The organism is Solimonas marina (assembly GCF_012241385.1).
Taxonomy (GTDB): Bacteria; Pseudomonadota; Gammaproteobacteria; order Nevskiales; family Nevskiaceae; genus Solimonas; species Solimonas marina.
On the sequence record NZ_JAAVXB010000011.1, the window covers coordinates 1 to 25,754 of the forward strand.

Annotated in this window: 24 protein-coding genes and 1 tRNA gene; 12 read left to right on the forward strand and 13 right to left on the reverse strand. The window is 64.7% G+C overall.

Annotated features, from left to right (window positions below; genetic code table 11):
• The 5 genes from G7Y82_RS21935 to G7Y82_RS16745 form a co-directional block, all read right to left on the reverse strand.
• Positions 1-662 (reverse strand): MotA/TolQ/ExbB proton channel family protein (locus tag G7Y82_RS21935; protein ID WP_168149291.1); only part of this gene is annotated, 662 nt, incomplete at its 3' end.
• A gap of 107 nt (positions 663-769) precedes the next feature.
• Complete coding sequence (locus tag G7Y82_RS16730; protein WP_168149292.1) at positions 770-1,378, reverse strand: energy transducer TonB; 609 nt, start codon at positions 1,376-1,378, stop codon at positions 770-772.
• Positions 1,379-1,849: 471 nt separating this feature from the next.
• Positions 1,850-2,719 carry an alpha/beta fold hydrolase gene (locus G7Y82_RS16735; protein ID WP_366515690.1) on the reverse strand — a complete coding sequence of 290 codons (870 nt, stop codon included), beginning with the start codon at positions 2,717-2,719 and terminating at the stop codon, positions 1,850-1,852.
• Positions 2,720-2,798: 79 nt separating this feature from the next.
• Positions 2,799-3,212, reverse strand: coding sequence for a PaaI family thioesterase (locus G7Y82_RS16740; protein ID WP_168149294.1), 414 nt, complete (start codon positions 3,210-3,212; stop codon positions 2,799-2,801).
• A 40-nt stretch (positions 3,213-3,252) separates the two neighbouring features.
• Positions 3,253-3,891: a TetR/AcrR family transcriptional regulator gene (locus tag G7Y82_RS16745; RefSeq protein WP_240954375.1), complete on the reverse strand. Its 639-nt coding sequence runs from the start codon at positions 3,889-3,891 to the stop codon at positions 3,253-3,255.
• Positions 3,892-3,993: 102 nt separating this feature from the next.
• On the opposite strand from G7Y82_RS16745, the gene G7Y82_RS16750 reads away from it, so the two are divergent.
• The 4 genes from G7Y82_RS16750 (at position 3,994) to G7Y82_RS16765 (ending at position 10,819) form a co-directional block, all read left to right on the forward strand.
• Complete coding sequence (locus G7Y82_RS16750; RefSeq protein WP_168149295.1) at positions 3,994-5,085, forward strand: phosphotransferase family protein; 1,092 nt, start codon at positions 3,994-3,996, stop codon at positions 5,083-5,085.
• Between the two features lie 10 nt (positions 5,086-5,095).
• A complete protein-coding gene (locus tag G7Y82_RS16755; RefSeq protein ID WP_168149296.1) occupies positions 5,096-6,259 on the forward strand; it encodes an acyl-CoA dehydrogenase family protein in 1,164 nt (387 codons plus the stop codon).
• Positions 6,260-6,312: 53 nt separating this feature from the next.
• The gene (locus tag G7Y82_RS16760; protein WP_168149297.1) at positions 6,313-7,095 is read left to right on the forward strand and encodes an SDR family NAD(P)-dependent oxidoreductase; all 783 of its coding nucleotides are present in this window, start codon (positions 6,313-6,315) and stop codon (positions 7,093-7,095) included.
• Positions 7,096-7,351: 256 nt separating this feature from the next.
• Positions 7,352-10,819 carry a pyruvate carboxylase gene (locus tag G7Y82_RS16765; RefSeq protein ID WP_168149298.1) on the forward strand — a complete coding sequence of 1,156 codons (3,468 nt, stop codon included), beginning with the start codon at positions 7,352-7,354 and terminating at the stop codon, positions 10,817-10,819.
• A gap of 49 nt (positions 10,820-10,868) precedes the next feature.
• Here the strand turns inward: G7Y82_RS16765 and G7Y82_RS16770 are convergent, their stop codons facing one another.
• Both G7Y82_RS16770 and G7Y82_RS16775 read right to left on the reverse strand, forming a co-directional pair.
• Entirely contained in the window at positions 10,869-12,137 is a 1,269-nt protein-coding gene (locus G7Y82_RS16770) for an EAL domain-containing protein (RefSeq protein ID WP_168149299.1), read from the reverse strand.
• 203 nt (positions 12,138-12,340) lie between these two features.
• Complete coding sequence (locus G7Y82_RS16775; RefSeq protein WP_168149300.1) at positions 12,341-13,840, reverse strand: OmpA family protein; 1,500 nt, start codon at positions 13,838-13,840, stop codon at positions 12,341-12,343.
• 246 nt (positions 13,841-14,086) lie between these two features.
• Between G7Y82_RS16775 and G7Y82_RS16780 the strand changes: the two genes are divergently transcribed.
• Positions 14,087-15,604, forward strand: coding sequence for an Ig-like domain-containing protein (locus G7Y82_RS16780; RefSeq protein ID WP_168149301.1), 1,518 nt, complete (start codon positions 14,087-14,089; stop codon positions 15,602-15,604).
• Between the two features lie 104 nt (positions 15,605-15,708).
• Here the strand turns inward: G7Y82_RS16780 and proB are convergent, their stop codons facing one another.
• The 4 genes from proB to rplU all read right to left on the reverse strand — a co-directional run bounded on the left by proB (position 15,709) and on the right by rplU (position 18,790).
• Complete coding sequence (gene proB, locus G7Y82_RS16785) at positions 15,709-16,875, reverse strand: glutamate 5-kinase (RefSeq protein ID WP_168149302.1); 1,167 nt, start codon at positions 16,873-16,875, stop codon at positions 15,709-15,711.
• 23 nt (positions 16,876-16,898) lie between these two features.
• Positions 16,899-18,098: an Obg family GTPase CgtA gene (gene cgtA / locus G7Y82_RS16790; protein ID WP_168149303.1), complete on the reverse strand. Its 1,200-nt coding sequence runs from the start codon at positions 18,096-18,098 to the stop codon at positions 16,899-16,901.
• 87 nt (positions 18,099-18,185) lie between these two features.
• A complete protein-coding gene (rpmA, locus tag G7Y82_RS16795; RefSeq protein ID WP_168149304.1) occupies positions 18,186-18,443 on the reverse strand; it encodes a 50S ribosomal protein L27 in 258 nt (85 codons plus the stop codon).
• A gap of 32 nt (positions 18,444-18,475) precedes the next feature.
• Complete coding sequence (gene rplU / locus G7Y82_RS16800; RefSeq protein WP_168149305.1) at positions 18,476-18,790, reverse strand: 50S ribosomal protein L21; 315 nt, start codon at positions 18,788-18,790, stop codon at positions 18,476-18,478.
• Positions 18,791-19,010: 220 nt separating this feature from the next.
• Between rplU and G7Y82_RS16805 the strand changes: the two genes are divergently transcribed.
• Entirely contained in the window at positions 19,011-19,979 is a 969-nt protein-coding gene (locus G7Y82_RS16805) for a polyprenyl synthetase family protein (RefSeq protein ID WP_168149306.1), read from the forward strand.
• Positions 19,980-19,985: 6 nt separating this feature from the next.
• Positions 19,986-20,062 (forward strand) — tRNA-Pro (locus G7Y82_RS16810).
• A gap of 70 nt (positions 20,063-20,132) precedes the next feature.
• Here G7Y82_RS16810 and lexA read toward each other — a convergent pair.
• Entirely contained in the window at positions 20,133-20,780 is a 648-nt protein-coding gene (gene lexA / locus G7Y82_RS16815; protein WP_168149307.1) for a transcriptional repressor LexA, read from the reverse strand.
• A 130-nt stretch (positions 20,781-20,910) separates the two neighbouring features.
• Between lexA and G7Y82_RS16820 the strand changes: the two genes are divergently transcribed.
• Positions 20,911-21,078, forward strand: a complete 168-nt coding sequence (locus tag G7Y82_RS16820; RefSeq protein ID WP_168149308.1) for a hypothetical protein — start codon at positions 20,911-20,913, stop codon at positions 21,076-21,078.
• Between the two features lie 384 nt (positions 21,079-21,462).
• On the opposite strand, the gene G7Y82_RS16825 is transcribed toward G7Y82_RS16820, so the two are convergent.
• Positions 21,463-21,804: a hypothetical protein gene (locus tag G7Y82_RS16825; RefSeq protein ID WP_168149309.1), complete on the reverse strand. Its 342-nt coding sequence runs from the start codon at positions 21,802-21,804 to the stop codon at positions 21,463-21,465.
• Between the two features lie 138 nt (positions 21,805-21,942).
• On the opposite strand from G7Y82_RS16825, the gene hmuQ reads away from it, so the two are divergent.
• From hmuQ to nth, 4 genes are all read left to right on the forward strand, one after another.
• Positions 21,943-22,245, forward strand: coding sequence for a heme-degrading protein HmuQ (gene hmuQ / locus G7Y82_RS16830; RefSeq protein ID WP_168149310.1), 303 nt, complete (start codon positions 21,943-21,945; stop codon positions 22,243-22,245).
• An 88-nt stretch (positions 22,246-22,333) separates the two neighbouring features.
• Positions 22,334-24,445, forward strand: coding sequence for a methionine--tRNA ligase (gene metG / locus G7Y82_RS16835; RefSeq protein ID WP_168149311.1), 2,112 nt, complete (start codon positions 22,334-22,336; stop codon positions 24,443-24,445).
• A gap of 18 nt (positions 24,446-24,463) precedes the next feature.
• Positions 24,464-25,075, forward strand: a complete 612-nt coding sequence (locus G7Y82_RS16840; protein ID WP_168149312.1) for an RnfABCDGE type electron transport complex subunit B — start codon at positions 24,464-24,466, stop codon at positions 25,073-25,075.
• Positions 25,072-25,725: an endonuclease III gene (gene nth, locus G7Y82_RS16845; RefSeq protein WP_168149313.1), complete on the forward strand. Its 654-nt coding sequence runs from the start codon at positions 25,072-25,074 to the stop codon at positions 25,723-25,725. Before G7Y82_RS16840 ends, nth begins: the two co-directional genes overlap by 4 nt.
• Positions 25,726-25,754 lie beyond the last annotated feature (29 nt).

The window sequence follows — 25,754 nt, forward strand, 5'->3', positions numbered from 1 at the left end:
CCGATCGCGGTGAGGGCGTGGTAGATGCCCCAGACCGTGCCGAACAGACCGACGAACGGCGCCGTCGAACCCACCGTTGCGAGAACCGCCAGGCCGCCCTGCAGCCGCGACTGAATCTCCTCGACCGCGCGGTTGATGCTCATCGTGATCCAGCTGTTGAGATCGATCTGCTCGACCATCGTGCCTTCGTGATGCTGGCTGGCAGCGATGCCGCGGTCGGCGATGTACCAGAACGGCGTCCCGGCCTTCAGCATCGCCACGCCGTCCGTCGCCGAACGACTCGACCAGAATTTGTCGTTGGCATCCTTCGCCTGGCTATAAACCTTTTGCTGTTCGATCAGCTTCATGATCATGATGTACCAGGTCGACGCCGACATGATCAGCATGATGATCAGCACGCCGCGCGCGACGAAGTCGCCCTGCGCCCACAGCGCCGACAGGCCGTAGGGGTTGTTCACCTCCGCCATCTTGTTGCCGTCGGGTGCGGTGCCGGCGTCTTCCGCCGGGGCCGGGGCCGACATGTCGTCAGCCGGGACGGCGGCCGGCGCCGCCATCGGGTCCGCCGGCGGCGTCGAACTGTCCTGCGCGTATGCCGGCAACGCCGCCGTCATCAGCAGCAGACCAACGGCGGCAAGCGCCTTGCAAGAATCCTTAAACGACATCGGACATCTCCAGATAAGTTGCGAAGTCTTGGGCAACAAGTGGGCGTGACGGCTTCCGGCCAATCGGCTGCCGGGCTTCTTTGCGACGTTTGTTCATTAAGCGATGATCATTCCGACCGGAACGTGTACTTCAGCGCGCCCCAGGCCGGTACTTTCTGACCATCGACGATGGCCGGCTGGAACTGGCACAGGCTCAAAGCCTTGCGCGCGGCTTCGTCGAGACGCGGATACCCCGACGACGACTGAATCTTGCTGTCGGTAACACGGCCGTCGACGCCGACCTTGAGCTGCAAAACCACCGAGCCTTCCTCGCCCAGACGCTGCGAGATCGGCGGATACTCCGGTGCGCGACAGCCCTTGCCGGTCACCTTCAGCGGGAACGACGGCGGCGCCTTCGGCGCCGGACGCGGCGGCGGGGTCGGCGCCTTGTCCTGCACGGTGATCGTGTTGGTCGACGGCGGCGTCGCGATATTGATTTCCGGCGGCGGCACGAATGGCGGCGGCGGTGTCTCGAGCTTCGGCGGCGGCGGCGGTGGCGGCTTGTCCGGCGGCGTCACCTCTTTGATGATCTTGGTCTCGATCGGCGGCGGCGGCAGTTCGATCGCCTTGCGCGCCAGTCCGTAGACCAGCGCCCAGATGAGTACCGCATGAAAGACGATCACCGAGCCGATGCCGATCATGCGGCGGCTCTGCTTGGGTTTCTGGCCGAATTCCATCAGCCGCTCCGCCCGCCACGGCAGACGGCGCCACCGTGGCGGCCACGCCTTGCATGACGCGGCGTCGATCCAGCCGTCTCAGAAACCTTCCCGGTCTCACGATCCACTTGTTCTCCTCCGGCAACCGAATACTCGCGGTACGGCGAGTGGCCACTTTATGTTTATAGACAGCGCTGTTGGCTATATTAATCTTTTAGCGTTATCGCGCCAACATTTGCCGGGGAAACTTTAGCGCTGCCCGGGCGATACTTTCGTGACCGCGCGGCGCCAGCACAGGGAATGCGCAGGACGACGGCAAGGCCTGGCGCTTCGGCAACCGCGCCGCACACTCCCCTCGACCAAAGCAGCAAAGGTCACACCGGAAGACGACAACGGGGCCGGACTGTCGGCGCCGGCACGGATACCGCATATGCCGCGGCGGACAAGAGATGCCGCCGCCGTGGAGTTGTCGAAGCGGCGTGCGGCGCCGGTTCAGGCCTCCGGCAAATGACGGCGCAGAAAGCCGATGACGCCCTCGTTGAAAGCATCGTTGCGATCACCGGCGACCATATGGCCGGCGCCGACGACGTCGTAGACCTCCAGGCCCTGCAGATGCCGGCGGAACTCCTCGACACCCTCCTCCGACACGATGTCGCTCTGCATGCCGCGCACCAGCAGCGTCGGCACCCGGACCCGGCCCGCGGCCTCCAGCAGCAGGGTCGCCATCTGCGGCGGTTCGGCACGGCTGGCGCGGGTCACGAACGCGGGATCCCAATGCCAGTACAAGCGCCCATCGGCATGCCGGCGCAGGTTCTTCATCAGCCCCGACGGATCCTTCGGACGCGGCCGGTGCGCGTTGTACGCCGCCACTGCATCGGATGCGTCCTCCAGCGTCGCAAAGCCGTTCGTATGGGCGCCCATGAACGCCGCGATCTTCTCGGCGCCTTTGCGATCGACACGCGGCACGATATCGACGACGACCAGCGCGGCCGCGAGCGTTTCGCCTTTGGCCGCAGCGTCGCCACAGGCATACAGGCTCGTCGCCCCGCCCATAGACGCACCAACCAGCGCCGGCGGCGATGGCAGCGTGGCGATGATCGCGCGCAGATCGTTGGCCATTGTCGTCAGCGAATAATCGGCGTCGGGTGCCCAGCTGCTGTCGCCGTGGCCGCGCGCATCGAAGTTGATGACGTGATATCCCTGCCGCAGCAACTCGCGCATCGCTCCGCCCCAGGAGTGCCGCGTCTGACCGCCGCCGTGCATCAGGATCACGGCCGGCCGGGACGGAGCGCCACCAACGTCCGCCGCAATCTCGATACCACTCGGCATGACGTAACGGCGGGTTTCGATCTCGTGACTCACGCGTCTCTCCTCAATGCATCCTGATCGGTTATCCGGACATCGTCGCATGCGGGTGCCATGCCTGCATGTCGGCACCCCCTCATGCGAGGATGAATTTCGTCAGACGTCCCTGCGCAATCGGCTTGTCGCCGCACCAGGCATCGGCCACCAGAAATGCGAGATTACGTCCGCGCTTGAGGATGCGCGCCTCGAAACGCACGCGATCACCGAGTTGCGTACCACTCATCATCGAGACATGAATGTCGGCAGTGGTCGCCGATCGATCGTGCGGCAGGACGCTGAGCAGTGCGGCATAGCACGCCACGTCGAGGAAGGTGTAGCAGAACGCCGCATGCGTGCGCCCATAGACATTGATCGCTGCATCGCCAACGGAAACCTCGAAGTCCGCGCGGCCATCAGCGGCGCGCAACTCACTCATGCCGAGAAAGCGATGCAGATCTTGCTCGCGCATCGCGGCGAGCTGCGGGTGTTCGAAAGCTTCGGCACAGGTCATCGGCTTGAGTTCGTTGGAACCGAGTGGGATGGAGAGCGCGTCAGCAGGCAGGAGACGATCGAGAGAACAGGTCCAGCGTCTGCCGTTTCAGCAGCGCGTGCAGCTCGCGAACCGGCAATCCCGGATTGACGAGCCAGCGATAGATCAGGCCGTCGACCGTTGCGCAGAACAACTCCGCCGCCAGCACGGCATCGTGCGTCTCGTCGATGGCACCAACCTGTTGGCCACGCTCGATCCAGCGTTGTACGTCTCGACGCTGGGCCTTGTGCGCGTTGGCGACATTGGCGCGGAACTCAGCGCCCGGGTCTATGCTGGCGTAGCGCAGCTGGTACATCACGCGCATCTCGTCCGGCGCTTCCTCGATGAAGCCGTGCAGGGCGTCGATCACCCGCAACAGCGCGACGACGCCGACCGAATCGCCGACCGCCTGCTGGACACGCGCGATCCAGTCGGCCACCACCTGGTCGTGCAGATGTCCGAGCAGGCCGGCCTTGGTGCCGAAACGATGCGTGACCAAGCCACGTGAATAACCGGCGCGCTCGCCGATCGCCGCCAGCGTCGCCGCCGACAGTCCGCCGTCGCACAGCAGTACGACCGCCGCCTCCAGCAAGCGCCGATCCGACAGCGCCGTGCGCGCTTCCTGGGTACGTCGGGTTCGTGGCGAAGGCAACTCTGGCATCGGACAATTTACTTGTTGGCAACAAGCAACTTATACTCACCGAATAGAAATCGTCAACTGACATCGCGTTCCGTCGCGATGTGCCTAGCGCCCGGAGGAGACGTGAGCGAACAGGCCGACAACGCCGCCGTGCAGCTACGCAGCGCGGCGCAGACCGTGCCGCAGGACTGGCCGCGCCTGCAGCGCTATCTCGCCGGGTACGGGCTGACGCTCGACATCGACCCGCCACCAAGGCAGTTCGCCGGCGGCTTCGCCAATCTCAACTACTTGGTCATCATCGACGGCAACGAAGCGGTGTTGCGTCGCCCGCCGATGGGTCCGCTGCCGCCCGGCGCCTACGACATGGCACGCGAGTCGCGCATTCTCGCCGCCGTGCACCCGGCCTTCCCGCTGGCGCCGCGCGCCCTGCATCTGTGCGAGGACCACGCGGTGCTTGGCGCGCCGTTCCAGATCAGCGAGTTCCGCCACGGCGTCTCGGTTCGCGATCAACTCCCGCCGCCATTCGTCGGTGACGCGAGCGTCGGCCAACGTCTGAGCACGATGCTGGTCGATGTCCTGGCGCAGCTGCACCGCATCGATCCGCAGGCGATCGGGCTCGGTGAGCTTGGGCGCCCACAGGGTTTTCTGTCACGTGCGGTCGAAGGCTGGATCAAACGCGCGACGCTGGCGACCGCCGACTGGGGCATGCCGCGCACCGATGCGCTGATTCGCGAACTCGGCGCCTGGATGCGCGCCAACGTCGTCCCGGATCGCCACATCGTGCTGCTGCACAACGATTACAAGCTCGACAACGTCCTGCTCGATACGCAGTCCCTGGCACCGGTCGCGGTCGTCGATTGGGATCAGGGCACGCGCGGCGACGGCCTCTTCGATCTGGCGGCGCTGCTGTCGTGGTGGGTGCAAGCAGGCGACCCGCCGGTCATGCATCAGTTGCAGCAGATGCCGACGGCGCAGCCGGGCTTCATGACGCGGCGCGAAGTCGCCGACGCCTATGCGCGCGCCACTGGCTTTGACCTGTCCGACTTCACCTTCCATCGCGTGCTGGCGATGTTCAAGACCGCCGTGATTCTTCAGCAGCTGCATCTGCGCTATCGCAGCGGCGGCACCACCGACCCGCGCTACGCGACCTTCGCGACGATTGCCGAGGATCTGATGGGCCTCGCGCTCGACGTCTCGGCCGCACGTTTCTTCTGAGCCGATCTTCATGGACTTCTCCCTTTCTCCCAAACTCGTCGAACTGCAGCAGCGCACGCGCGAGTTCATCGCCAGCGACGTCATCCCGCTCGAAAACGACGCACGACAAGGTGCGCACGGGCCGAGCGAGGCGCTGCGCGCCGAGTTGATCGAACGCGCGCGCCGCGCCGGTCTGCTGACCCCGCATGCATCGGTCGAACTCGGCGGCCTCGGTCTGACGCATATCGAAAAAGCCATCGTTTTCGAGGAGGCCGGCTATTCGCCGCTCGGACCGGTTGCCCTCAATGTGCATGCACCCGACGAAGGCAACATCCATTTGATGGACGTGGTCGGCAGCGACGCGCAGAAGCAGCGCTGGCTCAAACCACTGGTCGAGGGCCACAGCCGTTCGTGCTTTGCGATGACCGAGCCGGACCCCGGCGCCGGCGCCGACCCCGGCATGCTGCGCACGACCGCGGTGCGCGACGGCGACGACTACGTCATCAACGGCACCAAGTGGTTCATCACCGGCGCCGAAGGCGCAGCCTTCGCCATCATCATGGCCAAGCTCGACGACGGCGCGGCAACGATGTTTCTTGCCGACATGAACCAGCCGGGCATTCGCCTCGAACGGCTGATGGACTCGCTGGACTCGTGCTTCACCGGCGGCCACGGTGTGCTGCATTTCGAGAACCTGCGCGTCCCGGCCACTGACGTGCTCGGCGAGGTCGGCAAGGGCTTCCGCTACGCGCAGGTGCGCCTGGCGCCGGCGCGCCTGACGCATTGCATGCGCTGGCTCGGCCAGGCGCGGCGCGCGCACGATGTGGCGCTGGCCTATGCACGCCGCCGCCAGGCCTTCGGCAAAACACTCGGCGAACACGAAGGCGTCGGCTTCATGCTCGCCGACAACGAGCTCGATCTGCAGACCGCACGGCTGTCGATCTGGCATACCGCGTGGCTGCTCGATCAGGGCCACAAGGGCAATCTCGAATCGAGCATGAGCAAGGTCTTCGTTTCCGAAGCGGCCTGGCGCATCGTCGATCGCTGCGTGCAAGTGCTCGGCGGCCAGGGCGTCACCGCCGAAACCATCGTCATGCGCATCTTCCGCGACCTGCGCGCCTTTCGAATCTACGACGGCCCCAGCGAGGTGCATCGCTGGAGCATCGCGCGCAAGCTGCTCAGCAACGCAAGCTGAGTCCTGTTTCACCTGTCGTTCGATACACCATTTCCCGGAGGAGAAATCCGATCATGAAACTCGATGCTTCGATTGCTGCCGTCGTCACCGGCGGCGCGTCCGGCCTCGGCGAGGCGACCGCACGCGCGCTGGCCGCCCACGGCGTCAAGGTCGCACTGTTCGACCTCAATGAAGAAAAAGGCACGGCACTGGCAAACGAGCTGGGCGGCGTGTTCTGCAAGGTCAACGTCACGTCCGACGCCGACGTCGACGCCGCATTCGCCAAGTCGCGCGCGGCGATCGGCCAGGAGCGCATCCTCGTCAACTGCGCCGGCATCGCCAACGCGATCAAGACGGCATCGCGCGCCAGGGAAGACGGCGCGATCAAGCACTTCCCGCTCGACGCCTACGAGAAGGTCATCCAGATCAACCTGATCGGCACGTTCCGCTGCATCGCCAAATCGGCCGCCGGCATGCTGACGCTGGCACCGCTCGAGGACGGCGACCGCGGCGTCATCATCAGCACCGCCTCGGTGGCCGCACAAGACGGGCAGGTCGGACAGGCCGCGTACTCGGCATCCAAGGCGGGCGTCGCCGGCATGACGCTGCCGATTGCACGCGATCTGTCGCCCGAAGGTATTCGCGTCAACACCATTTTGCCGGGCATCTTCGCGACGCCGATGATGAAGGCGATGCCGGACAACGTGCAGGCCGCGCTTGGCGCTTCGGTGCCGTTCCCGAAACGGCTCGGCGACCCCGGCGAATATGCCTCGCTGGCACTCGAGATGTGCCGCAACGGCTATTTCAACGGCGAATGCGTGCGTCTCGACGGCGCGATTCGTATGTCGCCACGCTGACGCTTCGCAAAAAAAGTATCAGTTGATACCCGACAGGTGTCGCATCATGCGACATCATGTCGCTCCGCAGCGCCCCTGCGCCGACACGGGTTCGGCCAGGGGCGTTCGCACGTTAGAATCCCCCGCCTGCCCGACCGCAGGGCCGTTTTGTGCTGCGCGCATCAAAAATCTGCGCATGGCATGAACCTGGCACCGCGCCGGCCGGCATCGGCGCGAATCGTGCTGTTTTTCGAGAAGACTGATAAGGAGTCGCTGAATGGAATCGTCACCCGCCCCTGTCCGCAAACTGCTCGTCGCCAATCGCGGCGAGATTTCGATCCGCGTGATGCGCGCGGCGGCCGAGCTGGGCATTCGCACGGTGGCGATTTACGCGCACGAAGACCGCTTTGCGCTGCACCGCTTCAAGGCCGACGAAAGCTATCTGGTCGGCAAGGGTCAGAAGCCGATCGCCGCGTATCTGGACATCGCCGACATCGTCCGCATCGCGCTCGAAGCCGGTGTCGACGCCATTCATCCGGGCTATGGCTTTTTGTCGGAGAACCCGCAATTCGCCGAGGCTTGTGCGGCGGCCGGCATTCGCTTCATCGGCCCGCAGCCGGCGGTGCTGCGCGCGCTCGGCGACAAGGTTGCGGCGCGCAACGCGGCGGTCGCGGCACAGGTACCGGTGCTGCCGGCCTCGAAAGCCCTGCCGTATGACCTGGACGAATGCAGGAAACTGGTGGCCGACGTCGGCTATCCGGTGATGATGAAAGCCAGCTGGGGCGGCGGCGGACGCGGCATGCGCGTCATCGAGTCCGAGGCCGATCTGCCGCTGCAGATGGAGACGGCGCGCCGCGAAGCCAAGGCCGCGTTCGGCAACGACGAGGTCTATGTCGAAAAGCTCGTGCGCCGCGCACGCCACGTCGAAGTTCAGGTGCTCGGTGACACGCACGGCAACCTGATTCACCTGTTCGAGCGCGATTGCTCCGTGCAGCGCCGCAACCAGAAGGTGGTCGAGCGCGCACCGGCGCCCTACCTCACCGAGGCCGGCCGCAGCGAATTGTGCGAAGCCGCGCTGCGCCTGTGCCGACAGGTCAATTATTCGCACGCCGGCACTGTCGAATTCCTGATGGACGCCGACACCGGCTCGTTCTACTTCATCGAGGTCAATCCGCGCATTCAGGTCGAACACACGGTCACCGAACAGGTCACCGGCGTCGACATCGTCAAGGCGCAGATTCGCGTTACCGAAGGCGCGCGCATCGGCGATCCGGCGCACGACCATGTGCCGGCGCTGCCGACACAGGATCAGGTCCGCCTCAACGGGCACGCCCTGCAGTGCCGTGTCACCACCGAAGATCCGGAAAACGGCTTCACGCCGGACTACGGCCGCCTGCTCGCCTACCGCAGCCCGGCCGGCCTGGGCATCCGCCTCGACGGCGGCACCGCCTACGGCGGCGCGGTGGTCACGCCGTATTACGACTCGCTGCTGGTCAAGGTCACCGCCTGGGCGCCGACCACCGGCGATGCGATCGCGCGCATGGACCGCGCGCTGCGCGAATTCCGCATTCGTGGTCTGTCGACGAATCTGGCGTTCCTCGAAAACGTCATCAACCACGAGCTGTTCAAGTCCGGCGAGTGCACGACGCGCTTCATCGACTCGACGCCGGAGCTGTTCGTGTTCACACCGCGCCGCGACCGCGCGACCAAGCTGTTGCGTTTCGTCGGCGACGTGATCGTCAACGGCAGCCCGGAAATGAAAGGCCGCCAGCCGCCGAAACTGCCGCTGCCCGAACCTCGCCTGCCGAAGCTGGCGCTGGCCAACACCGCAGCGCCGGCCGGCACGCGTGACATCCTGCTCAAGGAAGGCCCGGCCGGCTTCGCGCAGTGGCTGAAAGCGCAGCCGCAGGTGCTGCTGACCGACACGACCATGCGCGATGCGCACCAGTCGTTGTTCGCGACGCGCATGCGCACCGCCGACATGCTGCCGATCGCGCCGTACTACGCGCGCATGGCGCCGAATCTGTTGTCGATGGAATGTTGGGGCGGCGCGACCTTCGACGTCGCGCTGCGCTTCCTCAAGGAAGATCCATGGGATCGTCTTGCCCTGCTGCGCGACGCGATTCCGAACATTCCGTTCCAGATGCTGCTGCGCTCGGCCAATGCGGTCGGCTACACGAACTACGCGGACAATGTCGTCAAGTTCTTCGTGCAGCAAGCGGCGGCCAACGGCATCGACATCTTCCGCGTCTTCGACTCGCTGAATGCGGTCGACAACATGCGCGTCGCGATGGACGCGGTGATCGAAGCCGGCGCCGTCTGCGAAGGCACGATCTGCTACACCGGTGACCTGTTCGACGCGACGCGGCCGAAGTTCAATCTCAAGTATTACGTCGACATGGCCAAGGCACTGGAGAAGGCCGGTGCACATGTGCTCGGCATCAAGGACATGGCCGGCGTCTGCAAGCCGCGTGCGGCTCGCGAACTGGTCAAGGCGCTGAAGCAGGAGATCGGCCTGCCGATCCACTTCCACACGCACGACACCAGTGGCATCGCCGCCGCCAGTGTGTTGGCGGCCATCGAGGCCGGCGTCGATGCCGTCGACGGCGCGCTCGACTCGATGTCGGGCCTGACCTCGCAGCCCAATCTCGGCTCGATCGCCGCCGCGCTCGCCGGCAGCGAACGCGATCCGGGCGTCGATCTCGACGCGCTGCAGCGCCTGTCCGACTACTGGGAAGACGTGCGCCGCGTCTACGCGCCGTTCGAAGCCGACATCCGTTCCGGCACCGCCGACGTCTATCACCACGAGATGCCGGGCGGTCAGTACACGAATCTGCGCGAGCAGGCCCGTGCGCTGGGCCTGGCCTCGCGCTGGCCCGAGGTCTCGCAGGCCTACGCCGACGTCAACAAGCTGTTCGGCGACATCGTCAAGGTGACGCCGAGTTCGAAGGTGGTCGGCGACATGGCGCTGTTCATGGTCGGCAACGGCCTGACCACGGCCGACGTCGAAGACCCGGAGCAGACCATCGACTTCCCCGAGTCGGTCGTGCAGTTGTTCCGTGGCGAATTGGGCCTGCCGCCGGATGGTTGGCCGCAGGCGCTGCAGGCCAAGATCCTGCGTGGCAAGACGGCGCTGACCGAACGCCCCGGCAAGAGCCTGCCGGCGGTCGACCTCGACGCGGCGCGCAAGGCGGCCGAGGCCGACCTCGGCATCGAGCTGGCGGACCGCGATCTGGCGTCGCACTTGATGTATCCGAAGGTCTATCGCGACTACGTCGAGCACGTGAAGCAATACGGCGATGTCTCGCGCCTGCCGACCACGGCGTTCTTCTATGGCCTGCGCGAGCAGGAAGAGATCAGCGTCGAGATCGACAAGGGCAAGGCGCTGGTGATCCGCTTGCAGGGCCGCGCCGAGGCCGAGGACAGCGAAAAGCTGTTCTATGAGCTGAATGGCCAGCCACGCGCAGTGCGTGTCGACAAGGCTGGCGTCAAATCGTCGACGGCGCGTGCGCAGGCCGCCGAAGGCGACGCCAATCAGATTGGCGCGCCGATGCCAGGCATGGTGTCGCGTGTCGCCGTGAAGGCGGGCGACAGCGTCAGCAAGGGCGATCCGCTGGTATCGCTGGAGGCGATGAAGATGGAAACCGTCATTGCGGCGCCGCGCGATGCGCGCATCAAGGAAGTGCTGGTACCGGCCGGCGTCACCGTCAACACGCGCGATCTGCTCGTCGTGCTCGAAGACTGACGACCAGACCCCGCAGAGCCCCAGGGGAGCGCCGCGGCGCTCCCCTTTTTCATGCGACGCGCATCGGCGCGCCAAGCATCATGTCGGCCAGGCGCTCGGGCGGCACCGCGGCCGAGAAGAAGAAGCCTTGCGCGTAGTCGATACCGAGCCGCTGCAGTACGGCGAGCTTGTCGCCGCTGTCGACGAACTCGGCAACGGTACGCTTGCCGGCGGCACGCGCCACGTGATGAATCGAGCGCACGATCTCCAGCGCCAGCGGATCGTCGACGATGTCGCGGATGAAGCGCCCGTCGATCTTGACCTCGGTGACCGGTAGCGAATGCAGATAGCCGAACGAGCACAGCCCGGAGCCGAAGTCGTCGAGGCTGAAGGTACAGCCGACCGAGCGGAAGTCTTCGATGATGTCGGCCGCCATTTCGAGCTGCGCAATCGCCGCCGTCTCGGTGATTTCAAAGCCGAGCTTGCCCGGCGGCGGCCGCACCGAACGCACATCATCGAAAAGGCGCTGCATGAAACGCTGATCGCCCAGCGAATGCGCGGACAGGTTGATCGTCAGCCCGTCGAGCCGCGACACGACCTCCGGGTGATTCTCGATCCATTCGAGGATCGCACGCGAGACGAAGGCATCGAGCTCCGGCGTCAGGCCGAAATGCTCGAGCGTGTCGATGGTACCGGCCGGCAACGGCGTGTGACCGCCGCGATTGCGCATGCGCAACAGAAACTCGGCCTTGGCCAGTCGCGGTGTCTTGTCACGAATGTCCATGATCGGCTGGGCATGTAGCACCAGGCGCCCGTCGTCACGCAGACGCCTGAAATTGAGGACGGCACCGGCATCGCGGTGCGACGTGCCGCCCTGCGCATGACCACGACTGACGACGATCTGGTTGAGGCCGCGGCGCTTGGCGATCTGGCAGGCGTCTCCGGCATCCGCCAGATGCCGCTGCCAGTCGCGCTTCTGCCCGACCGTCGCCAGACCGATCGCCACGCTCAACTCGCTCTCGCCAAGCGACGAGGGGTAGTGAATGGCGCACAGACGGTCACGCAGTTGCCGGCAGTCGTCGATGGCGGTCTGGCCATGATCGATCGCGCGAGCCGCGACGAACTCATCGCTCCACAGCCGGATCGCCACACCACCAGGCCCGACCCACTCCTGCATGGTCTTCAGCACGCGCTCGATGATCTCGTCGCCGACGCTGGGTTGCGCCCACTGGTTGATGTCGCGCATCTGGCGAATGTCGACGTACACGAGCATCGCGCCTGGGTAGGCATCCCATTGGTCGAGCGCGCGGCAGAGTTGCCCGAAATTGGATGTCGGCATGACACGAAGAAAGAAGCAAGGACCTGCCCTGATAGCGGCCCCTTCGGTGATTTTCTGAAGCCGCGCGCAAGCGGCCAACTGTGCGCCAGATCACAGTGGCGCCCCCGAACGGGGGGCAGAAGCCCAACAAAAAGGCCCCGCCGAGGCGGGGCCCAATGCAGATCAGGCGGTCCGGGGCCATGACCCCGGACCGGACCCGCTGCTTATTCGACGACGTGCAGTTCCACGCGACGATTGTTCTCGCGACCCTGCTCGGTGTCGTTGGTGTCGATCGGGCGCGTTTCGCCGTAGCCCACCGGCGTCATGCGCTTGGCCGCCACCCCGTGCGCGGTCAGATAACGCTTGACCGCGTTTGCACGGCGTTCCGACAGGCCGAGGTTGTACGCCTCGGAGCCGATGTTGTCGGTATGGCCTTCGACTTCGACATTGATCGTCGGATACGCATTCAGCGTCGTCGCCACCTGGTCGAGAATCTTCTGCGCTTCCGGCGTCAGGCGGTCCGAGTCGAACTCGAACTTCACACCCTTGAGGATGAAGTTCTTCTCGACGGCGCAGCCATTGGCGTCAACCTGCTCGCCCGGATGCGGCTTGCGGCAGTCACCGACCAGCGCGCAGCCATTCGGCAGCACCTTGGCACCCGGCGGCGAATGCGGGCACTCGTCGAGGTAGTCCGGGATGCCGTCGCCATCCGAATCCAGCGGGCAGCCATCCGGACCCACGGCGACACCGGCCGGCGTGTTCGCGCAGCGATCAAGATCATCCGGAATGCCGTCGCCGTCGGAGTCGTTGGACGAGCAGCCGTCGGCGTTGACCTTGGTGCCCTTCGGCGTGTTCGGGCACTTGTCGAGGTAATCCGGCACGCCGTCGCCATCCGAATCCAGCGGGCAGCCGTTGGCGTCGACCTGCACGCCCTTCGGCGTGTTCGGGCACTGGTCACGCGTATCCGGCACGCCATCGGCATCCGAATCGAGTTCGCAGCCGTCGGGGCCAACCTGAGTACCCTTCGGCGTATTCGGACACTTGTCGAGGTAATCCGGCACGCCGTCGCCGTCGAGATCGGTCGGGCAGCCGTCGGAATAAACCGACACGCCCTTCGGGGTATCCGGGCACTTGTCGCGCGAATTCGGCACGCCGTCGCCGTCGTCGTCGTTCGGATCAGCACCGAACTTCCAGCGCAGACCAGCCGTCGTCGTCCACAGATAGAACGTGTCGTCCTGGACCGCACCCTTGCCGCTGATGAAGTCGAGGTTGTAACGACCTTCGACGCGCAGATCGAGGTTCTGCGACAGATTGAAGAATGTACCGACGCCGACACCGACGCCCGCACCACCCGTGTTTTCCTGAAGGAAACGGATGTAGTGGCCGTTGACGTTGCCGATGATGTACGGCCGGACCACCGAGCGCTCAGGCAGCAGGTACTGCATCAGGCTGAAGCCGAGCACACCGCGCTTGTAGTCGTTGGCCTTGTCGAGGTCCGAGACGTCGAGGTAGCTGTAGCCACCTTCGATCTCGATGCCAAGGTACGGTGCGATCGACCGACCGAAGGCGATCGAAGCACTCGGCCCAAGGTCGACATTGTTCTTGTCGGCGAAGTCGACGCCGATGGACGGCGAGACATACCAACGTCCGTCATAGTCCGTCTGCGCCTGCGCATTGCCGGCACACAACAAGCCAGCAAGCAAAAGCCAACCGAATTTCCGCATTTTATTCTCCCATCCCTAGTCGTCCGCTCTACGTCACCGAGCGTAAGAATTTCCCTACAAGCCCCAAGATGCTGTTTGGACGAAAAACGCTTTTGAAATCCAAGATTCCAGATTCAAGCACTTCTCATTACCGCGTCTTTCTAGATTATGATTGCGAAAGTACACGGCGTAAATATAGGGTGACGTCAAGGTACCATTAGTTGGGTACTGCATTTTGCCGCAGCACAGGGAAAGGGAGCTCCATTCATGAAGGCTGTAACGGGTATTCGTTGGTTGTTGATGGTGCTGTGCGCGCTCGCGCTCGCAGCGTGTGGCAATGGGAGCGTCAAGAGCCCTGATGCTGAGTCGGTGCTGACGTCGCTGACGATCTCACCGAGCACGGCGACCCTCGCGCTGGGCCGGACTCAGCAATTCACGGCGAGCGGCACCTGCCAGATCGCGGATCAGGAACCGACGCCGTGCTCGCCGAGCGGTCTCGACTGGGAGACCAGCGACAGCAACGTCGCCACCATCGACGACAATGGCCTGCTGACCAGTGTCGGTCAGGGCACTGTCACCGTCACCGCATCGAAGGATGGCGTGACGAGCAATACCGCCACCGTTACGGTCGGCGCTCCGGTGCTTGAATCGCTGGTCGTCTACACGATCGTTGATGGTGAGTCGACCGGTGAAAGCTCGGCCACCGTGGCGCTCGGTTCGACGCAGGCATACAAGGTTTTCGGCGTTTACAGCAACTCCAGCGACCCGCAGGAAATCAACGCGCTGCTGACACCGATCACCTGGACGTCGAGCGACACCTCGGTGGCCACGGTGGCGCCGACCAACACGGTGCAGACCAACGCGACGCCGGTCGGCGTCGGCACGGCGACGCTGACGGCGTCGACGACCAACAGCGAAGGCACCGATCTCACCGGCGACGGCACGATCACAGTGACCAATGCGGCGCTGGTGGCGGTCTCGCGCATCGATCCGACCAGCGCGTCGATCTCGGTCGGCGCGTCGCAAACGTTCACCGTCTATGCCACGTATGCCGACGGCAGCGAGTCGGCCGTCGATCCGTCTGATATCGACTGGACCTCGTCGGACGCGACCATCGCCACCGTCGATGCCACGGGCAGCGCCACCGGCGTGGCCGAAGGCACGGTGACGATCACCGCAACGCTGAAGGACAGCGTCTCGTCGAGTGGCAGCACGCGTTCGATAAGCGCGACGCTGGTGATCTCGCCGGCCGCCTGCACCTCGGCCATGCTCGCCAGCCAAGGCGCAGAGACCTCGGTCGAGAAGAACAGCGACCTGCTCTGCCTGGGCTGCATCATCGCTGACCAGGCGAATGTGATCGACGACGATTCGACCAACTACGCGTCGGCGTACATTCCGGTCGGCCTGCTCGGTGGCGACATCTCGCTGACGGTCACGGCCGCGGACGGCATGCAGTACGACGCCAGCACCGATGCGCCGGCAACGACCGGCTTCATCATCGCGCGTCCGGCCAACCAGCTGCTGTCAGCCGAATTGCTCGACACCATTACCGTCAGCACCCTGATGGACGGCAGCGTGGTGGAAAGCGGCACCGCCGATTCCAACCTGCTGCGCCTGACCCTGCTGGGCCAGCTCGGCGATAACGAACTGGCACTGGTGACGATCAACGCGACGCAGCCGTATGACGCCATCAAGCTGACGCTCAGCTCGGGGCTGCTCTCGGCGCTGACGACCACGCAGATCTACTCGGCCTGCGCGACGGCGGCGCCGCCGACCACCGAGTAAGCTGCAGTGACAGGCTGAAATGCAAAAGCCCCGCAGCGATGCGGGGCTTTTCTTTTACGCCTCGATCCGGCGGATGCCGGACAAGCCGAATCGCGGCTCGAAATTCAATCGCGACGCGGGTGCAGAACCAGATTGTCGCGGTGGACGAACTCATCCTCGCCGACATGGCCAAGCCGCTCGACGAGTTGTGCATGCTTGGCGCCAACAATGCGTGCGCCATCGTCGGCGCCGTAGTTGCTCAAGCCGCGGCCAACCTCGTCGCCCTGCGGGTCGACGATCATCACCAGATCGCCGCGATCAAAGCGCCCTTCGATGCGCGTCACCCCGACCGGCAGCAGGCTGCGGCCCTGCTCGCGCAGGACCCGCGCTGCACCTGCATCGACATGCACGGTACCGCGCACCTGCATCTGCCCGGCAATCCAGCGCTTGCGCGCCGTCATCACACCTTGCGCCGGCGTCAGCAGCGTGCCCAGCGGGGCGCCACGCGCGATTTCCAGCAGAGCATCGGGGTGGCGACCGTACGCGATCACCGTCGCCGCGCCCGAGCGCGCCGCGGTATGCGCCGCATTGAGCTTGGTGCGCATGCCGCCGCGGCCGAGCACGCCCTTGCTGTCGCCGGCCATGCCGGCGAGGCGGGCATCGGTCAGCAGGGCCTCGGACACCAGGCGTGCATCGGGGACCTGCCGGGGATCGGCGTCGAACAGGCCATCCTGGTCGGTCAGCAGCACCAACAAATCGGCTTCTGTCAGGTTGACGGTCAGCGCGCCCAGGGTGTCGTTATCGCCGAGGCGAATCTCGTCGGTCGCAACGGTGTCGTTCTCGTTGACGACCGGCACGACTCCGGATTCGAGCAGCCAGTTCAAGGTGCCGCGCGCATTCAGATAGCGGCCGCGTTCGGCGACGTCATCGTGCGTCAGCAGAATCTGCGCCGCCTTGATGCCGTGCTTGTTGAATTCCGATTCATAGGCGCGCACCAAGCCCATCTGGCCCACGGCGGCGGCGCCTTGCAGGCCGTGCAGTGTTGTCGGGCGCTGCTTCAGGCCGAGCCGCGCCATGCCCTCGGCAACTGCACCGGACGACACCAGCACCACTTGTCGGCCGGTCGCTCGCAACGCCGCGATCTGCGCACACCAGTCGCGAATGGCGTCATGGTCGAGACCCAAACCCTTGGCCGTAACCAGCGAGCTGCCGACCTTGACGACCCAGCGCCGGGTTTCGGCGAGCTTCGCGCGGCCGGATGCCGGTACGACGGAAATGGGGGATGCCGTCATGTTCTGCGAACCTGAGGAACGATTCAGTCGAGGGGACGTTTTGCCGCAGCCTTGCGCCGTGTCTGCGTGCTGCGCGTGACGCCGCGGCCGAGGTCCTTGCTGGGCACTTCTTCGCTGTCATCGCGACGCGTCACCGGTGCACGGCGGCGCGATTTCGGCTTCGGCGGCTCCGGCACGGCCGCTGCCGCCGCCGCTGCCGCCTGCTCCTGCTCACGCACGCGGGTCTCGACCCACTGCATGGCCGCCTCGACGAGTTCGTCGCAGCCGGCACGCGCGGCTGCAGAAATAGCGAACCAGCGCCCTTTCCAGCGCAGCTTCTTGAGTACCTGCTTGACCAGGGCCTGCCACTCGGCCTCCGGCATCACATCGATCTTGTTGAACACCAGCCACTGCTCGCGCTGCGCGAGTTCGTCGCTGAAGGCCTTCAACTCGGCGTTGATCGTGCGGATATTGGCACTGACATCGCTGCCGTCCGGCGGCAACACGTCAATCAGGTGCAGCATCAAACGCGTGCGCTGCAGGTGCTTGAGAAAGCGAATGCCCAGGCCGGCGCCGTCAGCCGCGCCTTCGATCAAGCCGGGAATGTCGACCATCACGAACGAACGGCCGGGACCGGCGGCGACCACACCCGGCTGCGGATACAGCGTCGTAAACGGGTAATCGGCAATCTTCGGCCGCGCCGCCGAAACCGACGACAACAGCGTCGACTTGCCGGCATTGGGCATTCCGAGCAGGCCGACATCAGCCATCAGCGACAGCTCGAGCCGCAGCTCGCGCTCCTCGCCCGGCGTGCCCTTGGTCGCCTTGTACGGCGTGCGATTGACCGACGACTTGAAGTGCGGGTTGCCCAGGCCGCGATGTCCGCCCTGCGCAACCTTCAAGCGCTGACCGTCGTGAGTCAGCTCACCAATCAGCTCTTCGGTGCCGGCGTCGAAGATACGCGTGCCCGGCGGCATGCGGATTTCGAGATCATCACCTGCGGCGCCAGTGCAGTTCGAGCCCTGGCCATTGACGCCGGCCTGGGCGCGGAAGCGACGCGTGTAGCGGAAATCCGCCAGGGTATTGAGATTGACGTCGGCAACGGCCCAGACGCAGCCACCGTCGCCGCCGTCGCCGCCGTCCGGACCACCGAACGGCATGTATTTCAGGCGCAGGAAGCTGATGCAGCCGTTGCCGCCCTTGCCTCCTTCAACGAGGATCTTGGCTTCGTCAACAAACTTCATCGGTAATGCTCGTCAGGCCCGTTTACACAGAGTAGCGCACAAAAAAGCCCCGTTTCCGGGGCTCTTTCGCACAGATGCAGAAGAAGCTCAGGCCGGAACGACGTCGACGTGGAGCTTGTTCGCCGGGCCGCGGGTCTTGAACTGGACCTTGCCGGCCACCGTCGCGAAGATCGTGTGATCCTTGCCCAGACCAACGCCGACGCCGGCATGGTACTGCGTGCCGCGCTGACGGATGATGATGTTGCCCGGGATCACGACTTCGCCGCCAAACTTCTTGACGCCAAGTCGCTTTGATTCTGAGTCGCGGCCGTTGCGAGTGCTGCCGCCTGCCTTTTTATGTGCCATGTTGAATGCTCCTGGTTCGCTGGGCGTCGCGCTTAGGCGCCGACGATCTCGGTGATCTTCACTTCCGTGAAGTTCTGCCGATGGCCCTGTTCCTTGTGGTAGTGCTTGCGGCGGCGATGCTTGACGATACGGATCTTGTCGCCACGGCCGTGCGAGAGCACTTCCGCCTTGACCGCACCACCGGACACCAGCGGCGCACCGACCGTGATCTGCTCGCCATTGGCAACCAGCAGCACTTCGTCGAACGAGACCGTGCTGCCGACGTCGGCCGTCAGCGTTTCGATCTTCAGCGTGTCACCCTGGGCGACCTTATACTGCTTGCCACCCGTCTTAATCACGGCGTACATCGTTGACTCCAAATAAAAAAACGATCTAATTCTGATTGTAAGCCGGCGCAGCCAAGCCGCCCGGCCCGAATGAAGCGCGCAATTGTAGGTGGCGCCCGTGTCAACGTCAACAAAAAAGCACAGCTTCCGGCGATCCCCCGCCAGCGGCTATCCATTTTCAAATACAGGCCTTAAGTCATTGACGATCAAGCGTTCCGCCGCCTACGATCGCGCCGCCCCTATGGATCTGAAAACCATTCTCGCGCCCATCGCCGACGACATGCGGCAGGTGGATGCCACGATTATCGCCCGACTGCGGTCGGAGGTCGTTCTCATTAACGAGATCGGCCACTACATTACGTCGGCTGGCGGCAAGCGCCTGCGGCCGGCACTGGTGTTGATGGCCGCACGCGCCTGTGGCGCAAGCGGCGACGAGCCGGTGCTGCACGCGGCGATGATCGAATTCATTCACACCTCGACGCTGTTGCATGACGACGTCGTCGACGAGTCGGGGCTGCGTCGCGGCCGCAAGACCGCCAACGCAGTCTGGGGCAACGCCGGCGCCGTACTGTCGGGCGACTTCCTCTACTCGCGCGCGTTTCAGATGATGGTCGAGTCACGGCGCATGAAGGTCATGGACGTCATGGCCAATGCGACCAATGCCATCGCCGAGGGCGAAGTGCTGCAGTTGCTGAACTGCGGCGACCCCGACACCGACGAAGCGCGCTACATGCGGGTCATCGAGCTGAAGACCGCGCGCCTGTTCGAGGCCGGCTGCCGGCTCGGCGCGATCGCGGCCGAACAAAATGACGCCGTCGAACAGGCGATGTACAACTACGGCCATCATCTGGGCCTCGCCTTCCAGCTGGTCGACGATGTCCTCGACTACACGGCGGACTCGACCGTCAGCGGCAAGAACGTCGGTACCGATCTGGCCGAAGGCAAACCAACGCTGCCCCTGATCCATGTCATGAAGCACGGTGACGCCGCGTCGTCGGCACTGGTGCGCGAGGCAATTGCCAATGGTCGCGTCGATCTTCTCGACGACGTGCTAAAAGCAGTTGAATCCACGGGGGCGATTCCTTACACTCGCGCCCTCGCTGAAAGGCACAGCCTCAAAGCGGTCGAATCGCTCGGTGAAATTCCCGACTCACCGTACAAGAACGCGATGATCGAGTTGGCCCGATTTAATACGAATCGCGCCGCTTGAACGCGGCGGGGCGTAGCTCAGTTTGGTAGAGCGCTTGCTTCGGGAGCAAGAGGTCGCAGGTTCGAATCCTGTCGCCCCGACCACCTTTTTACATCTGTACCCTGCGCCGCACGCTTCAGCCTGAAGCCCTTCCCTGCGCGGCGCGTGCCGGATTCAACCGGCGCCCATACGAAACAAGCCCCCCATGACGCCGGCAACGCGAAACGCCGGAAGCTCCTGCTCGTGCGCGCGCTGCGCCAGATCGATGACGATCGGCTCATAGCGCGGATTTTCTGCGTGCAGCTCGACGACACTGCCACGGCGCTGATAGCGCTTGAGCGTGATGCTCTCGAAACCGGTCATGTGATCGAGCAGGCAGGCCGCAATGATTTGTCCATTGCGGGCCTCGTTCTGCACATGAATGCCGACCAGATCCCCACTGAAAATACCGGCATCGATCATCGAATCGCCTTCGACGCGGTGCAGGAAGTCGGCACGCGGATGAAACAGCGCCGGATCGAGCGCAATCCAGTCCTCGGCATTGGCCGGCGCCGTCAGCGGCGCACCGGCGGCGATGCGCCCGAACAGCGGCAATTGATCGGTGCGCTCCTCGACGCGCAGCAGGCGAATACCGCGCGCGTCATTCGGCACCAGTTCGATCTCGCCCTTGCGCGCCAGCGCCATCAAGTGATCGCGCGCGGCATTGCGATTGAATCCGAAATGTTCGGCGACCTCGCCGTGCGACGGGGGATAGCCGCGCTCTCGAACGTGGTTTTGAATGAAGGTCAGGATTTCGAGCTGGCGTGAGGTGAGCTGGGCCATGGCAGTTGCAATCCGGTCGAGGAGTGGTTACTGTGCACATGCACAGTCCTGAGCGAGTGAACAGTATATGAGCCGTTCGACCTCCGCAACAAGCCGTAGTGGCCGCCCGACGCGTCGCCGCCCGACCCGCATGGCCGTCAACGCCGGCTCACGCTATCAACATGCGCGCCGCCGCGAAGCCGAACCACATTGGATGTGGCAAGACACGCTGATCCCCGCTGGCGTCCTCAGCGTGATCGGGACGATTGTCGTTTATCACCACGACGTCTTCAGCAGCGCGTTTTCGCTGGTGTTCTGAAGTCGTTGTTGCCGATTTCCGCCCCTTGCGCCGGGCGGAATCGTGGTTGGCCGTCGCCCCTCATCCGACACCAGCCACGTCGCAGTCGCGCCAGGTCGTCCGTCCTTCTTCCGGTCTGCCTGCGAGCGTGTGACGATTTCGCCGCATCCCGACAGCTTCCTCGCGCGCCTCGCCGCGACGGCGGCCCTGTCGAAGTCGACGGAAGATTCACAGGTTCCGTATCAACCCGATTCGCCCCCGCTCGCGCGGGGGCATTCTTTTGAGCGGCGCGCAGAAAAAAGGCGGATCCGAAGATCCGCCGAGTGCTTGATCAAGCGTTGAAACTGGCCGCGGACCGTCCATGATCCGAAAGCGGCGGCTTCACTTCTTCACTGAATTCGTTGGTCAGTGTGACTTGTCCGCGCGGCCGTCGTAGTGAAATGGCTGCAAACGGTGATGGCGATAGTCGGTATCAACCTGGGCTTGCGCCTCATAAGGTTTGTCGACATCCAGATAGACGCTGTAGCCGCCATGCGTGTACTGCTGATAGATCAGCGGCAGCGTGCCACCGGAAGCCCAATCGTCTCCGTCACGCCAGAACCACATCTGCCGCTCCGGCGCGAAATAGAGCTGCTTGCCGGGGTAGTAGACGTAATGGTGCTGTGCTCCGCCGTGCTGATGTCGCTCTGGGGCGGCCTGCGCAATGCAGGCGCTCAGCAACAGACCGATGAACGCGAGGCAACGCATGGCAGTGGCACGTGGACGGCGAATCATGATGAGCCCTGACGTTAGAGGCGCGCGCTGAATTGCGCCTGAACTCTGCGCCGGTCGTCATCGTCACCAGCGGTCGTTACGATGGTATGTACCCCTTGAAGGAGAACCGCGATGTTCGTCGCCATGAACCGCTTCCGCATTCATCTCGGCCGTGAAGCCGAATTCGTCGAAATCTGGAAGACGCGCGACAGCCACCTCGACGGCGTGCCAGGGTTTCGCGAATTCCACTTGCTGCGCGGCCCCAGCAACGACGAGTACACCCTGTTCGCCTCTCACTCGATCTGGGATTCGGCCACGGCATTCGAAGCCTGGACGCGCTCGGATGCCTTCCGCAAGGCGCACGCGAACGCCGGCACATCGCGCGACGTCTACCTCGGCCCACCGCAATTCGAGGGCTTCGAGCAGGTCTTGTAAGGAGCATCCGCGCCAGCCGCCGCGCGGGAAGCCGCAGCGCCGGGCGATGTAGAATCGCGATCTTTCGCTTCAGCCGCCGACTCGCGCCATGGCCCGCCAGATTCTCGTTACCAACGCCCTGCCCTACGCCAACGGACCGATCCATCTCGGTCACATGGTCGGCTACATCCAGGCCGACATCTGGGTCCGCTTCCAGCGCCTGCAGGGCAACACCGCGCACTATGTCTGCGCCGACGACGCGCATGGCACGCCGATCATGCTGGCGGCCGAGAAGGCGGGCGTCGCGCCCGAGGCGTTCATCGCGGCGATTCAGGCCGCGCACGTGCGCGACTTCGCAGACTTCCACGTCGGCTTTGATCACTACCACTCGACCCATTCGGACGAGAACCGCTTGCTCTGCGAGCTGATCTACACGCGGCTGCGCGCGGGCGCGCCGGTCAGCGATGAGCGCGCGGCGATGCCGCCGGCCATCGCCAGCCGCACGATTCAGCAGCTCTACGATCCGGTCAAGGATATGTTCCTGCCGGACCGTTACATCAAGGGCGAGTGCCCGAAATGCGGATCGCCCGACCAATACGGCGACAACTGCGAAGTTTGCGGCGCCGCATATTCGCCAACCGATCTGAAGAACCCGAAGTCGGTGGTGTCCGGCGCGACGCCGGTGATGCGCGATTCGGAACACTATTTCTTCGAGCTACCGAAATATCAGACCTTCCTCGAACACTGGTTGGCGGGCGACGTCGCGCACCCGTCAATCAAAGCCAAGCTCAAGGAATGGTTCGGCGCCGGACTCAAGGACTGGGACATCTCGCGCGACGCGCCCTACTTCGGCTTCGCGATTCCCGACGCGCCGGGCAAATTCTTCTACGTCTGGCTCGACGCGCCGATCGGCTACATGGCGTCGTTCAAGGCGTATTGTGAAAAGCTCGCCACCGAGCAGGGCCGTGCCGCCGCCGAAATCTTTGCCGACTTCTGGGACGCGCGTGCCGGCACGACGACGGAGCTGCATCACTTCATCGGCAAGGACATCGTCAATTTCCACGGCCTGTTCTGGCCGGCGATGCTGCACGGCTCCGGCTTCCGCACGCCGACCGCACTGCACGTCAACGGCTATCTGACGATCGACGGCGCGAAGATGAGCAAGAGCCGCGGCACGTTCATCAAGGCCCGCACCTATCTCAATCATCTGAACCCGGAATACCTGCGCTACTACTTCGCCGCCAAGCTCGGCAGCGGCGTCGATGATCTCGACCTCAACCTGACCGACTTCAGCAACCGCGTGAACAGCGATCTGGTCGGCAAGTACGTCAACATCGCCAGCCGCTGCGCCGGCTTCATCGAGAAGCGCTTCGATGGGCATTTGGCCGTGGCGATGCACGATCGCACGCTGTTCGAGGACTTCGCGTCCGAAGCCGACAATCTGCGCAAGCTTTACGAATCCGGCGACTTCGCCGGCGCGCTGCGCGAAATCATGCTGATGGCCGACGACGCCAATGCCGAGATCCAAAAGCTCGCGCCGTGGACCATGGCCAAGGACGAGACGCGCGCCGAGGAACTGCATCAGGTCTGCACGACCTTCCTCAATCTGTTCCGTCAGCTGACGATTTATCTCAAGCCGGTGCTTCCGCAGATCGCCGCGCAGGTCGAAAGCTTCCTCGGCGTTGCGCCGTTGAGCTGGGCCGACGCCGGCAAACCGCTGCTCGGCCATCAGATCCAGCCGTATGTGCCGCTGGTGACGCGCGTCGACCCCAAGGCCGTCGAGGCCATGCTCGCGGAAGAACGCGGCGACGCGCCGGCGGCAGCCGCCGCCACTAGCGTACTGGTCAAGAAGGCCACAAAACCGGCCGCGGCAACCACGGCCGCAGCGCCGGAAACGATCGGCATCGACGATTTCACCAAGGTCGACCTGCGCATCGCGCGCATCGCCACCGCGGAGCACGTCGAAGGTGCCGACAAGCTGCTGCGCCTGCAGCTCGACCTCGGACCGCTCGGCACGCGCCAGGTGTTCGCCGGCATCAAGGCCGCGTACGCACCTGAAACGCTGGTCGGCCGACTGACGGTCGCGGTGGCGAACCTGGCGCCGCGCAAGATGAAGTTCGGCATGTCCGAAGGCATGGTGCTGGCCGCCAGCGACGAGCGCGGCGGGCCGTTCCTGCTGGCGCCGGACGACGGCGCGCAGCCGGGCATGCGCATCAAGTAAAGCCAGCCGCCTGCCGTCGTGACCGCTGCCCTCGCCGAGCGCATCGACGCGCTGCTGCCGCAGACGCAGTGCCAGCGCTGCGGCTATCCGGCATGCCGCCCGTATGCCGACGCCATCGTCCGCGGCGAAGCGCAGATCAATCAATGCCCGCCCGGCGGCGACGCCGGTATCGAGGCGCTGGCCGCATTGCTCGGCCGGCCGACCCAAGCGATGAATCCGGCCAATGGCGCACCGATCACGCAATCGACGGTCGCCTTCATCGAGGAGGCACCGTGCATTGGCTGCACCAAGTGCATCCAGGTCTGCCCGACCGATGCGATCGTCGGCGCCGCGAATCTGATGCACACCGTGATCGTCGACGAATGCAGCGGCTGCGAGCTGTGCATTCCGGCGTGTCCGGTGGATTGCATCGTCATGCAGCCGGCCGCCCAGTCGCATCTCGACCGCGCGTCGCAGTACCGCATGCGCTACGAGGCGCGCCTGCGGCGCCTCGATCGCCGCCGCGACGAACGCGAGTCCGAACGCCAGCGGCGGCGCGCGGCACTCACCACCCCGACTGCCGACAGCGGTGGCGATCCCGTCGCGCGTGCATTGGCCGCTGCACGCGCCCGCCGCGGACCCTCCTCATGAATCCCGCAAAGCGCGCCGAAATCTTCCGCCGTCTGCGCGACGGTAATCCAGCGCCAACCACCGAACTCGTCTACACGACGCCGTTCGAGCTGCTGGTCGCCGTCGTCCTGTCAGCGCAGGCGACCGATGTCGGCGTCAACAAGGCGACGGCACGGCTGTTTCCGGCCGCCAACACACCGGCTGCGATCCTCGCCCTCGGCGAAGCCGGCCTGCGCGAATACATCAAGACCATCGGCCTGTACCAGACCAAGGCGAAGAACGTCATCGGCCTGTGCCGATTGCTGCTCGAACAACACGGCGGCGAAGTGCCGCGCGACCGCGAAGCGCTCGAAGCGCTGCCCGGCGTCGGCCGCAAGACCGCCAACGTCGTGCTCAATACGGCGTTCGGCGAATCGACGATCGCTGTCGACACGCACATCTTCCGCGTCTCCAATCGTACCGGCCTGGCGCCCGGCAAGAATGTGCGGCAGGTCGAAGACAAGCTGATGAAACTGACGCCGGCCGAGTTCAAGCGCGACGCGCATCACTGGCTGATCCTGCACGGACGCTACGTTTGCAAGGCACGTAAACCCGAATGCGGCCGCTGCGTCATCGTCGATCTGTGCGAGTTCAGGGGCAAGACGCCGCTCGACCCACCGCCGGTGCGTTGACGCTCTTGCAAATGCCGCGCATGAAAAAG